The sequence below is a fragment of the Bacillus sp. SIMBA_008 genome (assembly GCF_046535495.1).
GTDB lineage: Bacteria > Bacillota > Bacilli > Bacillales > Bacillaceae > Bacillus > Bacillus subtilis.
This window is the reverse complement of the sequence record NZ_JAWRWL010000950.1, coordinates 1-249: the sequence shown is the minus strand read 5'-3', so window position 1 is coordinate 249 and position 249 is coordinate 1. Positions and strand designations below refer to the sequence as shown.

Here is a 249-nt window from a genome sequence, read left to right as displayed (position 1 = left end):
AGGTACAACGGGAATAACCCTTGTACCTACGCGTAATTTTTCCGCTAGGTTTCAAGGGTTACGTATGATGATGATGTTTTTGTGCAAATGTAACTACAATTGTTGTATAAGTAAGCATAGTTCTTTGCTCCCTTTCTCCTCTGATTTTGAAGTTAGTATACTACATGTTTTTTTGAATGAAAAGAAAAATATAAAAAATTTTATAAAAATACGTTTTAGAGATTAAATATTTACCTGTATTTTTCCTAT

1 protein-coding gene is annotated in these 249 nt (G+C 29.7%); it reads left to right on the top strand.

All coding sequences use genetic code 11. The features are described from left to right. Window positions 1–226 (top strand): hypothetical protein (locus SB658_RS26180; RefSeq protein WP_410603403.1); only part of this gene is annotated, 226 nt, incomplete at its 5' end. Between the last annotated feature and the right edge of the window lie 23 nt (window positions 227–249).